This window comes from Teichococcus aerofrigidensis (assembly GCF_054073225.1).
The window spans coordinates 1-443 of sequence record NZ_JBSXMU010000299.1; the positions used below are offsets into that span (position 1 = coordinate 1).

Annotated in this window: 1 protein-coding gene; it reads right to left on the bottom strand. The window is 77.7% G+C overall.

From position 1 onward, the window contains the following. A partial coding sequence (locus ACVMLK_RS21335) for a quinone oxidoreductase-like protein 1 (protein WP_457487585.1) occupies positions 1–443 on the bottom strand: 443 nt, incomplete at both ends.

Here is a 443-nt window from a genome sequence, read left to right on the forward strand (position 1 = left end):
GATCAGCACCGTCTCGCCGCGCCGCAGCCTGGCGCAATGCTCCAGCGCGTAGATCGCCGTCATGAAGGCGACCGGCAGGCCGGCGGCGGCGGCGAAGCCGAGCCCGTCCGGCAGGCGGGCCAGGGCCGCGCCGCGCGTCAGCACCCGGCTGGCCAGGGCGGCGGGGGCGAAGCCGAACACCGCCTCGCCGGGCTGGAAGCCGCTGCCCGGCCCGGCCCGCTCGACCAGCCCGGCCATCTCCATCCCCAGCGTCGGCCCGGCGAAGCCCGAGAGCAGCGCCTCCTCCGGCAACAGGCCCTGCGCCCACATCAGGTCGCGGAAGTTCAGCCCGGCGGCGGAGACGCGCACCGTGACCTCGCCGAGGCCGGGTTCGGGCAGGTCGAAGGCCTCCCAGCCCAGCGTGCCGAGCTGGCCGGGCTGGCGCACGACGAGGCGGGCCGGGC